Here is a 14878-nt window from a genome sequence, read left to right on the forward strand (position 1 = left end):
TGCAAAGTTAGATAATTATTTGTAACTTTGCAAATATTTTAAATTTATTTTAATGTTCAACTACCGCCCTTCAAGGCGAACCCTGTATGTAGGAGGGGGCATTTTGCTTATCCTTCTACTCATATATATTGTCTTTCGTTGTCTGCCTCCTTCACAAGAGGAGGTGGATAAGAGTGCTGTGGCTATCCGTCAGGAGGCGTATTACACGTTAGAGGCTGATGGTAAGCCCCTTGCATACTTTGCTGATTATGTCGATTCGGCGTTTGTGGGTGGCTCTATCAATAAGGATTCGATTCATACACGCAGCATGACGCAACGCGGTTATTGGGTGAACCGACTGCCTGTAGTGCCTTCTTGCCACGGGCGTATTCTCATTCGGTGGAATTACAAACCCTTAATAATCGTCAACTTGAAAGGAAAAGGGGTGCTAAGGCTTATTCGTCAGACGATGGCCCAAATGGATTCGGAGTTAGACGGATTGCAAACGAAGCGCAACGAGATGGGTTATTATCTTCGTGTACATAGCGTTCAGGATTACGGATATAACAAGATTGCGGAATATCATACTGAGGTAGTGCAGCAGATGGATTCGCTTCGTCGGATGATGAAGGTGTTGGATTCTCTCTCTACTTCTTCTGCCCAGCTGCGCATTAGACAGCAAAATCGCTATGCTATTCAGACTTCCTCTAAGAAGGCAAAACCTACAGTTTGCAACCGATTGGAAATAGATAAGAAGAATGATTGCGTACTCTTGCAAACCGAAAGTAAAAGAACGCCAATTCGCTTGATTACTCGCTTGCAGAAAAGTGGGGCGATAGACGCACTGAACACATACTATAAGACCCACGCAGCAACTATCAGCAGCCTTGCAAAGGGCATTTGTATTGCTGGCGGACGATATGAGGGTGAGAGTAAGAAGAACGTTCCGAATGGTTATGGAAAGTACTATGGCGATGATGGCAGCTTCTATGACGGACATTGGAAGGACGGAAAACGCGACGGATTTGGCATCTATGTTGCACCACACGAGTATCTACAAGTGGGTGAATGGAAAGCGGATGTGTTTAAAGGTGAACGCCTTACATATACTCCCGACCGTATCTACGGCATCGACCTCTCACGTCATCAGCACGAGAAGAATAATAAGGTGTATCACATCTATTGGAACAAACTGCGCATTACCGACCTCGGTACGCTGAGTACGAAGACTATCAAGGGAAATGTAGATTATCCTGTTTCCTTCGCTTACGTGAAGTCTACGGAGGGTTGTACGGTGCTAAACACTTATTACGAGGCTGATTATAAGGCAGCACGTGCGCATGGTATTCGAACAGGTACCTATCATTTCTTTTCTACCATGTCACCAGGTGCAGCGCAAGCAGCCTATTTCCTCAAGTGTAGTAAGTTTAACAAGGGCGACCTACCCCCAGTCTTAGACGTTGAGCCGACCGATGCACAGATTGTTGCGATGGGTGGAGCTGAGGTGATGTTCCGCAATATTCGTGCGTGGATGAGCCTTGTGCAGAAGCGAACAGGTAAACGTCCTATCCTTTATATCAGTCAGACTTTTGCCAATACTTACATGCCATTGGCACCCGATTTGGGCGACAACTATCACATATGGATAGCCCGTTATGGCGAATATAAGCCCAACTTCAAGTTAGCTTACTGGCAGTTAAGTCCTGATGGTAAGGTGCGTGGTATCCATGGCGATGTCGATATCAACGTCTTCAATGGCTATCGCAATCAGTATGAGGAGTTCCTTAAACGCCATTGCTTCTAAGGAGAGGGAGAAAGTCATTATACAATTATCCGATAGAAAGGTAGTATAAAGAACGAAATAAAAATAAAGTAAAGCTGTATTAGACTTCTAATGCAGCTTTACTTGTGTCATAAAGCGATAGGAACTATCGTCCTAATGAGGATTATACCTTAGAACTTCTATATTTACTTGGCGTCATTCCTAAGTGTTTAGAGCAGTATCGGCTGAAATAGGAAAGGGAAGTAAAATTCATGATATCACTGATTTGCGTCAGTGAGAGCCTTTCGTCATCAAGATATTTACGCAGTATGGGGATGGTGGCACGGTCGATATAAGAGGTAATTGTTTCTCCTGTGGTACGCTTGACAACACGTGAAAGATACTTCAAAGACACATGCAGCTGCTCAGCAAAATAGGTTGCGTCCCGCTGTGTACGTGTAATACCAGTGGAAAGCATCCTTAGAAATTCGTTGACAACATAATTGGCATGGTCTACGTGCTCCTGATTACGATAATAGATAGTGTGAAATTCAAAGATATCATATATCATCGTAAGGCACAGACTTTTCATGATTTCACGATAAAAGATAGCATCTTTCTCTCCGAGTCTGTCACGAAGTCGTCGAATATCACCGATGATTTTCTCCGTATTCTCGACAGATAGGGGGATAACAGGGTCTTGATAAAGACTCATACTTCCTCTGATGCTGTAATTGTTTGGGGGAAGTGAATTTCTAAGAAAGTGAGTATTAGCAGCGAAACACTCTATTCGGAAATCGTTTGTGACGGCAATATTCTTTACCTCGTCAGGGCGACTTATAACGATAAGGTCATTCTTATTGATGTGAAAACACGACTCGTTATAGACGAAGCTACCCTCCCCACCCATGCAGATAATATGAAAAATGCAGTGAGAAAACCGCTCATCCTCTATCATGTGGATATCGGTTGAATAAGCAAGGTCGAAGTCCTTTAATATCATCATATTGCAAAAATAAGCACTATTTTGGTCTACTCCAAATCTTTTTTGTGTAAAAAGTGAAACAATAGGTAGAAAAAGTGAAACAAACCATTGATTTCTTTTGCGTAATTTTGCACCGTCAAACGATAATAACAAGTTTTGTTGTCGAAGCAAAGGTACAGTCCTTTTATGGGGTAAGATGCTTTTTTACAGGTTGTTAACGATCGAGTTTGAGTCCGTCTAACGACATAAAATAATAAGTAGAACAAATAATTCATTAATAAATAAACAAGGAGAAATATGGAAACAATCAAATTAAGCAACGGAGTTGAGATGCCTCTTTTGGGCTATGGAGTATTTTTGGTAAGTCCTGACGAGTGCGAACGCAGTGTGAGTGAGGCTCTGAAAGTAGGCTATCGCCTTATTGACACCGCCCAGATTTATGGTAATGAAGAGGGTGTCGGACGTGCTTGGCGCAAGAGTGGACTTAGACGTGACGAGCTTTTCCTCGTAACTAAGGTGTGGCCTTCTAATGCAGGAGAGGAGAAGGCTGCTGCAAGCATTGAAGAGAGTCTGCGTAAACTTGATACAGACTATATTGACCTTCTGCTCATTCATCAGCAATATGGCGATATCTATGGTACATGGCGAGCTATGGAGAAAGCCTATCGTAGCGGTAAGGTGAGAGCTATCGGTGTGTCTAACTTTCAGGCAGGACGCTTCTTCGAGTTTGCTCATTATGTAGATGTAAAGCCAATGATCAATCAGTTGCAGTGTAACGTTATGGCACAGCAGAATGATATTGTGCCAGTCTTGAATGAAACCGATACAAAGATGATGGCATGGGGACCACTTGGCGGAGAAGGTGTAGATGGTATTGTACAGAATGAAGTATTGGCTGCGATAGGTAAGAAATATGGTAAGTCTGCTGCACAGGTGGCACTCCGTTGGCTTACTCAGCGAGGTATTGTAGCCATTCCAAAGAGTGTACACGTAGAGCGTATGCAGCAGAATTTTGATATCTTCGACTTCAGTCTTACCGCTGATGAAATGACAGAGGTGGCAGCGCTTAACCAGCAAGATGCAGGATTTATCGACTTCAATAGCCTTTCTTTTGTCAAGTATCTTATTGAAAAATACGGATAAACTTGGCAGAAAACTGATTGAAGGGCTGGGATGTTAAAACGCAAAGCCTAATAATTTGTTATTATCCTTACTCTTCCTAACAGAGATTATTGCGGTAAGTGACTTGTTAGCTTATTAGTCTTTTCACGCATTAGTTAATCGTTGTTTTGTAAAGAAAGTTCAAATCTTAAAAATAAAAAGGGCGTTAATTGGCTTCTAATTAACGCCCTTTTGGCTTGCAAAAGGTGCCCTTTAAGCCCCTTACTAACGCCCTTTTGAAGTCCTATTAGGTACCTTCTGGAAGGCTCTCCCGCAACTAATTGATTACAAAAGACTTACAAAGGCATCAGATTTCCTTGTTTTTAGCTCAATTCCCAGTCTCCGCCTTGCTTACTTTGCAAATATATTTCTAACCTTTGCTGCTTGAGATTTGAACGTCCTTTAGTGGTAACTATAATTGTGGATTAATTATTGCTCATATAGCCTTTTCAACTCCTCCCTATCAAGAACTCTTATAAGGTACTCCGTTACGAAAAGGCGATACTCTTCAGCTGTAAGATTATCTTGAACATCAAAATAAAGGATTGACTTTGTAGAGCGATCGTAAGGTGTATTATCTTTCTTTATTTGCCTTTCAACAGTTCCAGAAATGAATTTGTGCCAGAACACGGGAACAGGATTCTCTTTTGTCCCATATTTAGAATCATGTAGCTGAGTCTTATTTACATGTACCAAGAAGATATTTCCTGGATTAAAATACGATTTAATTCTGGCTGCACCTAAGTCTCCACCACGTTTCTCTGGATTGAAAAAATCAATACCTTCAAACATGCATATCGCAATATATTTTTTTATTTTAGCATCATAAAATGATACTGTGAAATAATATATCAGATTATTATGTTGATCCCGATAATTAGTAACATACTTTCTTTCTATTTGCTCTCTATTAGATGGTAGTTCAATCTGAACAATCTCTGAGTCATTGATATATGTCTTTAAATATTGCAAATTATCTGTATTGCCTGTATTTGCAAAATAACTATATATGGTATAGATTAACGGAGCTAATATGAAAAAACCAATAGCTCTCCATATACCAATAGAGAAAGACGATAGTGTAGTCTGAAACTTTTTCTTATTCATTCTTTACCTAACGTAAATGATACCATACCACCAGTTTGCTTCTCTCTATCTATTGCTGAGCTAAAATTCTCCATCATATCTTTCTCTTTTAGTTTTAATTCCTCATCATACGTATCAGCTATTTTCGTGGCAACAATTCCGCCTATAACACCAAGCGCTAAACCAGCCATATTTTTCCCAAATTTCTTCAGCCCATTACCAGCCTCTTCAGCTTCCTTTGAAATTAATTTTTCAACAACTTTTTGTTGATTTTTTGCATGTTTTGTTGCAGCCTTTGTTCCCTTTGTTATAGCCACCTGAGTTAGTCGTTCTAACCCTCTTTTCTGTGCTATTATATCTTCAGAAATATTCTTCACAGTTTCATATGAAGATTTCAAATCTTTATAAGTTGTTACCCCATCTTTAACAAGTCCTGCTCCTGATTGGATGTCGTTGGAATTTTCTGTTATAATATTATCGCTATATGCTTGGTTAGAATACATCTCTTTATGATGAGAATTTGCTGTGTACCAGTCAAAAAAATGGAAAGCACTGGATATCCCTAATGAAATAGGATTCAGTCCACCAGTAGCTCCGCCAACTACTCCTTGCCAAAACTCACTTTCACTTTTCTTTGAAATAATTTCTTTATTAGCGGATGTTAGCATACTAGCAGTCTCTTGCGCTATAGTATCATCCATTATAATTGCAATTAAACCTCCTCGTGGACATTCAAGTAAGGATCTATCAACAATAGTATATTCACCTTTTACTTGGATACTCTGATGATATATATCCCAACTCATTCCAGATACTACATCGCAGTCATGCTTCTGACTATAACCATAAGCTATACCAGTTATCACGGCAGTACCTGCAGCTATAATAGCTGCTAATCCCAAACTCTCTCCAACAAGAAATCCAACAGCTCCCATTGCCACTCCAGCAAGCCCACCAGTTCCAATGACAAGTGCAACAGCTACAACAACAGCTACAACGGCAGCTACACCTACTAATAGCCCAAATAAGTTGTACATAATTCCTTTTGCAAAACTTTTTGGGACTCTACATTCAAAGCATGCGGAAATCTTGGTATCTTTATAAGTCAAGATAGGGGCAGGATCTGTAGCTCGGTATTGCTCAAAGCGTGGTTGTTCTTCGCACCCTATTTTTTGAGGGGAACCGCAAGTCATGTTTGTACAGACTATATTTGTCCCCAGATATACAATATTAAAAGGCATAGTTCTTATTCTATTTTTCTTAATTTACAAAGAATGGTTAAGTCTATATTGTTTACAACCTCTTCTATCAAACGCACTTCTGCTTTTTCTATATATCGTTTTTCTTCATTGACTGTCTCGCTTATATTGAAAATAGGTCTATACTGATTAAACTTATATTGGATAGTAGGCTTGTATTGTTCATTATAAAACTTAACAATTTCTGGTAGTGTTGCGATATATTCATCTATACTTCCTATTCTGTCATACATGATTTTATCAGAAGAATCTTTATAAGTTCGTGGTGTAATAGTCATTGGAAATGAAATACCTTTGAATAATTGAGACGGAAAGGTTATAATATCTGGGGCATTCTGTTTTTGTTTTCCTACAAGATAGTAGTCGAAAATGAGCATATAAAACATTTTACTTTTCATTTCCGCTTTCATCATTTCTTGATCAAGAATCAATTTATCTTGTGTTTCAAGGAATTTATTTACAGAGTCACGAGTTTCTCTTGACCTAAGAAACTTATATTTATCTCTGAAGTAGTCTTTATAATCTTCCCATGCCAAGACGATTTCTTCATGATTTACAATCTCACCTATGTGACCAGTATCCATATCCACATTTATAACAGCCTGACATTTAATTTTTTCAAGGTCCACAACCATATTCATTCCTGCTTGATACTGTTCAGGAGAAACAGAAGCAATATTATCATCTATTTTAAATGCAATTTGCATAATGTTGTGATGAGTATTATAAACTTTCTCTACGGTATAATCTGTTTTCAACCTATTAGTACTAATGAGCATACCATTTATTTTCATAGCAACGGTTTGCTCATTTCTGTATCTGATATGTTGATATTCAACATATTGTTTTCCTTTAATTTTCTTTTTTAATTCTTCCCAATAAGTCATAATCAAAATCTTAATAGATATTTACAAGAATACCTTTGGTTGTTGCAATAGACTTGTCCACACCGCCAAAGTTCATATTCACTTCACCTTTTTTATGGGGGGTAATGCTACCTTGTAATTCTTCAAGTTTCAGAAAACTGCAACTATGACTGGTGAGTCTTTTGCACTTGTTGCCCTACCACCTACCTCTCAGATAAAGAATGTCATATTCCTTTCTGTCCAGTTCCTATGTTTTTCTGATTGAACTCATGATTAAATAATTTTAGGTTGTTAGAAAAATAATAAATGAGAGTCTCTATGTTATTAGCCCAGCATGGGAATACAAAGAGAAAAAGAACAACAACTTCTTGAAATATCCTCTGTGCAACTGATAACCAGTTTTCTCCTTATAGAGAAGAGGATGATTTGCAATCTGTTTTCTTATATGATAACAAAGATAGAAAAGAATCTCATTACAACAAATTAAAAAACATTATATAACAGATATTTAACATTTAATATAAGTGATAATAAACTTGATTACTATCTGGGAACATGACCAAGTTGCAGTCTATATCTGCAAAGAAAATCAGTGCTCTAATTGTTGTTATGATTCTTTGGGGACGGAAATATGCATATAAGAATTTTCAAATCAGCGAGAAGTTAAGTTTGTCAATACACACGGGATTAATATTTCTTCGTTAAACGTCTGTGTGTTAATTTATAAAGCACAAGTTAAGCATAAAACTGCACTGAGTAAGATTTTCTTCATATTCTACAATTTAGTTGTTAAGTAAATATACATAAAAAGACATAGATTAACGAAAGTGAAAGATTATTTATCTTACTTTTATTTCTCTATAAGTCCTTCTACTGATAAAACAAAAAACAGCTAATAAGCTGCGAGGATAGCCCTCACACCTTATCAGCTGAATATATTTTAGCTGGTATTAGACGGTGCTAATACGCTTTGAGATTACTTCTTCTCCTTGTAGAGGTCCTGGCAAGTCTTCCAACCGAAGTGCTTGTAAAGCTCGTTCAGGCGGGTTTCACGTGCCTTGAAAGAGTCGAAGTCCTTCTTGTCGTTCTCTGTCCAACCAGTCTCTGCCATAGCTGCAACACGTGGGAGGAGCTGGAAGAAAGCGAGGTCGCGACCGATAACATACTCAGTCCAGAGGTTTGCCTGTACACCCTTAACGTGCTTCTTCAACTCAGGTGCAGCGTCGTCTGGCACTGGGTTGTAGCCGTAAGTTGTCTCAACTGGGAGGAAACCACCGATGAGGGTCATCGTGTTATCCTTTCTCTGATAGTAGTCGAGATAGTAGTAGTTTACTGGAGTCATGATGGCATCCAAACCACGCTTAGCTGCCTCAATACCACCGTTCACACCACGCCAGCTCATGACAGTTGTACCCTTGTCTACATCACCCTCAAGAATCTCGTCCCAACCGATGATGTTACGACCCTTAGACTCCAAGTGTTTTGCCACTTGATTCATGAAGTGAGCCTGTAACTGAGCCTCTGCAGGGAAGCCGTTAGAGCCCTTCAAGCCAAGACGTTTGATTTCAGCCTGACAACGTGGACAGTGTTGCCAACGAATACGTGGGGCCTCGTCGCCTCCAATATGGATATACTTAGATGGGAAAATATCAACGATTTCGTCTAAGACATTGTTCACAAACTCGTAAGTCTTAGGGTTACCAGCGCAGAGAATGTCTGGGAATACGCCCCATTGCTCAGCCACTTTGTAAGGACCACCGGTACAACCAAGCTCTGGGTAAGCTGCCAATGCACCGAGCATATGACCAGGCATGTCAATCTCTGGGATAACAGTGATATAACGATCAGCTGCATATTTCACAACTTCACGCATCTCATCCTTTGTATAGTAACCACCGTATGGGGTATCATCAAAGAGTCCTGTCATACGACCAATAACTGTCTGCGCACGCTTTGAACCAACCTCTGTGAGCTTTGGATAGCGGTCAATCTGTGCACGCCAGCCCTGATCTTCAGTGAGATGCCAGTGGAAGGTGTTGACATTATGAAGTGCCAACATATCGATAAACTCCTTGATGAAGCTCATCTTGAAGTAGTGACGAGCGCAATCGAGCATCGTACCACGATAGCCGAAGCGTGGATAGTCAACGATACGAGCTGCTGGGAAGGTTACGTTCTCTGCCTTCTCCAATGGTAATGATTTGCGAAGTGTCTGTACACCATAGAAAACACCACGTGGAGTCTTGCCCTCAACGGTAATATTCTTACCCTTTACGGTGATAACATAACCCTCCTCATTCTCAACCTTTGCATTGATTTTCAAGGTAATAGTACTTCCTTTCTTGTTCATACCATTGAGCGCAATACCAGTTGCCTCTTGGATATATTGCTTCAAGAATTCACCATTACGGCGCATAGCCTCATCGTTGCTTGCAACATTAATAACGGTGTTAGCATCCAAAACGAATGGCGTACCTTTCTCAGCAGTAATACTCTGTGGGAGAGGAACTACCTGGTAGTTCGCATCTGTGGCATGAAGTGAGAATGTAGCCATCATCAATGCCACTGAAAGTAAGATTTTCTTCATCTCGATTAATATGATTTTTGTATTTAGGTTTTTATATTCTGGATTTCAACTATCCATGGACAAAGATACGAAAAAAAAGTGATTAAATACTTGTTGTGGGTAAAAAGTGTAGAAAAACTACTTATACCAGTTTGTAAAGTTCATTTGTTCTCTATCAATACTGGTTATAAAAGTAGAACGAAAAATATTTTTCCAAAATAATAGACTACTCCTATAGGTTATGCTTCCGTGTGTCAAGATAACCTTAAAGAATAATTTTACTGTCACTCCTGTCATTTTTATAGCACACCTAACTCTTTGATTTACAAAGAGTATACGTGAAATGTTAAAAGTGACAGCAAATCAAAACAAAACTATTTATGTAAGATTTGCTGTATTCCCTCACTTGTTAGAGCGCCTTTATCACTCTAAATTTCGAAAGGGCTATGTTTTAAATAACTTCACCTTTTCTCAGAATCCATACTATATTCGGTATTCTTATTTATTCGCAGCATACAGACTATCATTATTGAAAGTATAATAATTTGCATCTCGATTTATCTTCCTTATTATTTCAAAAGCTTCATTTATACAGAAATCATACTCGTAGACTAACAGGGTATATATGTGGCAATATTCATTATAAATGTTTGTAGCAAATATACCGGCATCATCTGTACCTAAGACTATTGGAGGAATTGGCTTCCCTTCCTTCTCCCATCTAATCCAATTTACAAGATGATAAGTATTAAAGCTATTGTGATAACCTATGAAGATATTACTCGTAGGGAGAGTTTCAATAGCTATTTCTTTATGGTGCATTATCTTTAAGATAGCTAATTGTACTTCTCTCAGAGCATTCTTATCAAGTATCTCGAAGATTTTTACCTTTATCTCCTTTTTGTAATTTTCAACATACTCTTTTTGATGGTATCTCTTCAAGGCCTTAATATTATTTAGCTCCCCACTATCTGCCAATTCTAATATATCTTCTTGCCTTTTCTTCCACGAATATATAAGATCATAAACTTGAAACTCATCATTAGGGAAAATCTCTCTTGATAGTTCCGTTATACGCATATATAACCGTGGCATTAATGATTCTAAAGCCTTACATTCATTATTGCTAATTAGATAATATACAAAGAGCAGATCATCCATATATGCACCTATTGGCACTACAACTTCACACCCTACATTGTGCTCCCATATTCCTGGGTCAACACCAGCTGCCGTTGCATGTCCGATTCTATCACCTCGCTGTAAATCCAAGAAGGTAATTGCTTCATAGATAGCGCGTAATCCACCAAGTAGATGGTAGAAGTCTTCACCAGCATGAAATGTAAAATATTGGAATCCGTTCTCACGCAACCGCTTAAACACTGGGGCAAACACCTCTGGTGGTGTGTCAAATTCGCTTGCTGCTGCATCTATTCCGACAATAGCTCTCCCATTCTTACTACCACTATTACGTAATGATATCAGTGCCTCACATATTTTTCTATTCTTTAGTCTTAGTGCTTTAAATCGAATGTCATCCTTTCCTTTATCTGCCCGCTTTATAAAATGGGCTGTGAGCCTTATATTCGACTTATCACAATCTTGCCTATTATTTAGATGTAACCATCCTCTTCGAATTTTATCAATTAATTGATTATTCTTTTCTATTGAATCTTTAGGTGAGAATCGTCCTTCTAAATTCTTAATATTATCACACTGATTTCCAGCCAACTGAAAGAAACGCTCTATATATTCTTGCTCGCTATACTCTCTTAATCCATTTGATGTATATTGTTGGAACTGATCAAAGCCAAAGCATTGAGGTTGTTGAACCGACATCTGATTGACAAGACCCAGTATGAGCAAATAATGATGAAAATATGCTGCGCCTTGTTTGTTTTCAGGATTCATTGATAGATAGTGTAGCACTGCAATATAAAGACACGCCTCTGATTGTCTTGTAAAAGATTCTCTCAGTTGCACAACTTTGTTAACCTTAGAAAAGAGTTTCTTTCTAAGTTCGATGGCTTTTTCTATTAACGTTTTGAGTCTCCTGGGTTTTGTCCAATTATCAAACTGCTCATATTGTTCTTTGGCAAGTTCATTTCCGTTTGAACTTTCTAACATCTCACGATAGAAGCTATCAGGATAGTGTAAGAAATCAAGCCAAAGAGTATCCGTCTCCACCGTACCATTTAGATGAATATGCAAATCATTTAATCCATGACTCTCCTTCTTCAATTCTTCTAATTGGGGTATGTATGGCGGTATCAAACTCGTATTTCCCAGGTTCGGCGCAATAACCTGATTGTAAAAAGAGTGTGACCCTATATCATTAATAGTTGAAACGAGATTCTTAAAAATAAAAGCACATATCAATAGCATGGGAGGTATATACGCTATTTGTTCTTGCCAAGCATTAAACTTCTCTATTTTGACGTATATGCGATTGTTTCTCCATTCTAAGAAGTCATTTGCAAGTTGGGTTAATCCCTGTGTAAAGAGTTGACTTTTTGTATTTATTCCTCTAAACGAACTATCAGACACAAGCCTCAGATAATGGTGCGGTATCACATGATTGTCTTCCCGTGCTATTATCATAAGTCTGCGCTTAACATCTCTCAATGAGACCTCTTCCCCTTCCTGATAAGAGGAAAGGGAAAGGCGGTCGATTAAAAGGTATGATATGTGTGAATTACTTTTCATGTTTCAGATGGAGCTAATCATCTTATTGTTTATCAATGTATTCTTTCTTATATAGGTCTTTTAATCTCTTTGTACAGCCTTGACCAACACTATTCACGAAAGGCAAGCTCTTAAGTGCGTAGTAGGCTTTTAAATTATCTACGTCATAAATATTTGTTCTAAAGAATTCTTTATCTTTTTCTTCCATAATACGTTCCAATGATTCTTTTAAGGAGTTGTTAGTAATATCTATTGTTTTAATTAGTGCATTCTCTTTTGTTTCAAATTTGGCACGACTCAATATATCGAATAAAGTTATGTCGTTAAAACCAAAGTTCTTAATATGTTTTTTAATTTCTAAAGAAACTTCTTCTTTAAAGAAAACACTAATTAGAGGGCAAGATAATAAACAACGTATAAAAGTAAGTGAATCCAAATAGGATTTCTCATCTTCGTTTATTTTTGTTACTTTTCCCAAGTTATCATAAAATAATTGGGGAGTACCCACAGGATTGTTATTATTGACATCTACTTTGTTATCAAACTTTTCTTTGACTTCTTCTATCATCACAGAGTTTAAGAAAAGTATTAAATGCTGTTGGAATAGTTCTGCTAAATTCTCTTTATTAGATACATTTATCAAAGCAGAAGTAAACCGAGTCATGATACGCCCTAACAAATAAGGAGGCAGTAAAAGAGTTGGATTTTTTTCATTATCTTTGATAAAGGTTTCTCTCCACTGGATTAATTTTATTATTAAATCATCTAATATCTCATCCTCAATGTCTATACCAAGACTTTGTGATAACTCTTCATTTGATGTAATGTTACTTTCAGGGTCGTCAGAAACAACTTGGTCTGCTGACGACATAGGATAAGTGCGATGCAAACTTAAATCACTAAGCAAGCCCTTGATAGATGATTTATCTTTTCCTGAACGAATAATCATGCATATTGTCGACAACAATGGGAGTACGGAATAATACAATTCAGTATTTTGACGTTGTCCTTTTCCCAAAGAAAATAATGGTAACAAAGCTAACACCTTTTGTGTCATATTAATATTATCACCTTTGAGAATGTTATCAATCGCATTCTCTTTTTCTTCTTGGTTTTTTTTCGCCTTGAAGTTAAGTCCTTCCAAGCGTATGAGTTCTGGCAATTTTAGATTGTTTGCTTTTCCAACCGCAGCCATTAAAAGCACTATATTCTTTATTGACATATCTTGCATGATGCCAGTATGCGACAATATTTGATTAAAGGCAGTTGTGCTTAATTGCAAATTGAGATGTCTGGTATAACCAACTCTTAACATATAGTCGAATATAATCCATGGGCTCTGTTTAACTTGGTTAGCAAATATAGTAGTCAACCCCATAAGGACACCATTCACATCATGATTCAAGGTATTAGGAATAAGCAAATAAGAATGAGCAAAGCCATTCAACTTTTTCAGATATTCTACAATCGAGATAATTGTAAAAACAGGATTCTTAACAGCAAGGTCAACATCAATATCAGCAGCCGTCATACGTGAGACATATACATTAATCTGACTCATAATATCAGGTTCATTATAATCTGAAAGTATGCTTATCTGACTACGAATAGATAGACCTAACAGGTAGTCGATAAATAACTCTTGAGTTGAATTCTTATGAATACCAAGACCATTCAGAATGTCAATATACTTTTTTTCAATATCTTTCTCTTTATCCTCTTTTTTCTGCTTAACCATATATGAGGTATCATTGATACGCTTATAGTCAAGCAATGTCCTCAATTGGATTCTATTTTCTGGTTTAAGCACCTTTAAGAGATATTGTCCTTCCAACTGATTTACTTGACTTTTATAATCGTGATCTTCATGCTCTTTCAAATTTTTTAATTGATTCCATTGGTGTAAACGGACATTATATGAATAGAGCGTAGGATTTCCACTAAGAAGTACGACAAACATAGGTGTTGTAAGATACTTACGTATAGTTTCAAGGACAGGCCATCCTTTTGACATATCGACATCAATGTCATCAAAAGCTAAAACAAAGAACTCTTTCTGAAGAATTTTTAAGGCAAGTTCTGTCAACTCATGGAAGTTTTTCTCCAAATCGTATGCCGCCTTTACATTCTTTAATCCACGCTCAACAATGTATGAGTCATCATCCCAATTCTCGTATTGCTTATTATTTAGTCCCTCAAGTGTTGGTAAACCCTTAGCTAAAGAGCTTAACTTATTATTCCATTCCCTTTCATAGCAACAGACGCCACTATTATAATTTCTTTTGTGAGTCTCTATTTTGCTTCGAACTTCTGTATCAATCAATGACAAGATTACTAAGAATACATGTTCCTTTTCTTCCATTTGAGTTGGGTCAATAATCTTTAGTATCTTAGCTTTCTCATAAGTTTTTTCTATTTGCTGTAATATGCTGAGAATAAAAGTTGTTTTACCAGTACCTCTATTACCAAAGATTGAAATGGTATTGTATTGGTGATCCACACTATAGATAGACTTTTGGTAACTATTCA

The 14878-nt window shown here is 37.6% G+C and carries 9 protein-coding genes; 2 read left to right on the forward strand and 7 right to left on the reverse strand.

The window, feature by feature from the left end; genetic code table 11:
• Positions 1–52: 52 nt before the first annotated feature.
• Positions 53–1783 (forward strand): GH25 family lysozyme, encoded by a 1731-nt coding sequence (locus FIU21_RS03010; RefSeq protein WP_036885823.1) that lies wholly within the window; start codon positions 53–55, stop codon positions 1781–1783.
• Between the two features lie 142 nt (positions 1784–1925).
• On the opposite strand, the gene FIU21_RS03015 is transcribed toward FIU21_RS03010, so the two are convergent.
• Complete coding sequence (locus FIU21_RS03015; protein ID WP_036885821.1) at positions 1926–2747, reverse strand: helix-turn-helix domain-containing protein; 822 nt, start codon at positions 2745–2747, stop codon at positions 1926–1928.
• A 276-nt stretch (positions 2748–3023) separates the two neighbouring features.
• Between FIU21_RS03015 and FIU21_RS03020 the strand changes: the two genes are divergently transcribed.
• Complete coding sequence (locus FIU21_RS03020) at positions 3024–3869, forward strand: aldo/keto reductase (RefSeq protein WP_004359283.1); 846 nt, start codon at positions 3024–3026, stop codon at positions 3867–3869.
• Between the two features lie 447 nt (positions 3870–4316).
• On the opposite strand, the gene FIU21_RS03025 is transcribed toward FIU21_RS03020, so the two are convergent.
• The 6 genes from FIU21_RS03025 to FIU21_RS03050 all read right to left on the reverse strand — a co-directional run bounded on the left by FIU21_RS03025 (position 4317) and on the right by FIU21_RS03050 (position 14849).
• A complete protein-coding gene (locus FIU21_RS03025; protein WP_004359282.1) occupies positions 4317–4994 on the reverse strand; it encodes a DUF8188 family protein in 678 nt (225 codons plus the stop codon).
• On the reverse strand, positions 4991–6214 hold the full coding sequence (locus tag FIU21_RS03030; RefSeq protein ID WP_004359281.1) for a hypothetical protein: 1224 nt from the start codon (positions 6212–6214) through the stop codon (positions 4991–4993). Before FIU21_RS03030 ends, FIU21_RS03025 begins: the two co-directional genes overlap by 4 nt.
• Before the next feature lie 5 nt (positions 6215–6219).
• The gene (locus FIU21_RS03035; RefSeq protein WP_004359280.1) at positions 6220–7119 is read right to left on the reverse strand and encodes a hypothetical protein; all 900 of its coding nucleotides are present in this window, start codon (positions 7117–7119) and stop codon (positions 6220–6222) included.
• A 955-nt stretch (positions 7120–8074) separates the two neighbouring features.
• On the reverse strand, positions 8075–9685 hold the full coding sequence (locus tag FIU21_RS03040; RefSeq protein WP_004359279.1) for a beta-N-acetylhexosaminidase: 1611 nt from the start codon (positions 9683–9685) through the stop codon (positions 8075–8077).
• Positions 9686–10162: 477 nt separating this feature from the next.
• On the reverse strand, positions 10163–12370 hold the full coding sequence (locus FIU21_RS03045; RefSeq protein WP_004359278.1) for an amidohydrolase family protein: 2208 nt from the start codon (positions 12368–12370) through the stop codon (positions 10163–10165).
• A gap of 22 nt (positions 12371–12392) precedes the next feature.
• Entirely contained in the window at positions 12393–14849 is a 2457-nt protein-coding gene (locus FIU21_RS03050; RefSeq protein ID WP_004359277.1) for a hypothetical protein, read from the reverse strand.
• Positions 14850–14878: the final 29 nt, after the last annotated feature.

Origin of the sequence: Prevotella melaninogenica, from assembly GCF_013267595.1 — a bacterium.
In the GTDB taxonomy this organism is placed as follows: domain Bacteria; phylum Bacteroidota; class Bacteroidia; order Bacteroidales; family Bacteroidaceae; genus Prevotella; species Prevotella melaninogenica_D.

Coding starts and splice junctions, on each gene's coding strand:
- FIU21_RS03015 (WP_036885821.1), bottom strand. CDS start 2,747: ATGATGATATTAAAGGACTTCGACCTTGCTTATTCAACCGATATCCAC.
- FIU21_RS03025 (WP_004359282.1), bottom strand. CDS start 4,994: ATGAATAAGAAAAAGTTTCAGACTACACTATCGTCTTTCTCTATTGGT.
- FIU21_RS03030 (WP_004359281.1), bottom strand. CDS start 6,214: ATGCCTTTTAATATTGTATATCTGGGGACAAATATAGTCTGTACAAAC.
- FIU21_RS03010 (WP_036885823.1), top strand. CDS start 53: ATGTTCAACTACCGCCCTTCAAGGCGAACCCTGTATGTAGGAGGGGGC.
- FIU21_RS03040 (WP_004359279.1), bottom strand. CDS start 9,685: ATGAAGAAAATCTTACTTTCAGTGGCATTGATGATGGCTACATTCTCA.
- FIU21_RS03020 (WP_004359283.1), top strand. CDS start 3,024: ATGGAAACAATCAAATTAAGCAACGGAGTTGAGATGCCTCTTTTGGGC.
- FIU21_RS03035 (WP_004359280.1), bottom strand. CDS start 7,119: ATGACTTATTGGGAAGAATTAAAAAAGAAAATTAAAGGAAAACAATAT.
- FIU21_RS03045 (WP_004359278.1), bottom strand. CDS start 12,370: ATGAAAAGTAATTCACACATATCATACCTTTTAATCGACCGCCTTTCC.